This window comes from Salinimicrobium oceani, from assembly GCF_012037645.1.
Genome location: NZ_JAAVJR010000563.1, coordinates 1 through 469, shown reverse-complemented (window position 1 = coordinate 469; position 469 = coordinate 1). Strand labels below are relative to the sequence as shown.

General features: G+C 45.0%; 1 pseudogene. It reads right to left on the bottom strand.

Features of this window, described 5'->3' with window-relative positions:
- A pseudogene (locus HC175_RS18260) lies at nucleotides 1–469 on the bottom strand (SusC/RagA family TonB-linked outer membrane protein); the annotation flags it as partial.

Genomic DNA, 469 nt, shown 5'->3' with positions numbered 1-469 from the left:
CCCGATCCTCTCGATGATGTCTTCAGGTAAATTATACCCTACTCCAATGTATTTTAGTCTTACGAAGGTTCCGTCTTCCAACCATCTGTCAGAATCTCCTCTTGCGTTCAAGGTACTTGCTTTTACCACTCTTGGGAAATCTGTATTTGGATTCTCAGGGGTCCAAGGTTGGATACCTGCTCTATAGTTACTATCGTCATCAAAACGATCGATAATACTTCTGAATCCATTATATACGGTAGCTCCGAAAGAACCGATCCAGTTCATCGAGAAGTCGAATCCTTTATAACTGGCGTTTCCATTGAGTCCCATTTCGAAGTCAGGCCATGGACTTCCTACCACAGCTCTATCCTCATTGGTGATCTCTCCATCATCATTCACATCCTTAAACCTGATGTCACCCGGCTGTGCTCCGGGCATGATCACCGTTCCATCTGAACTGGTATAGCTCTGGATTTCCTCTTCGCTC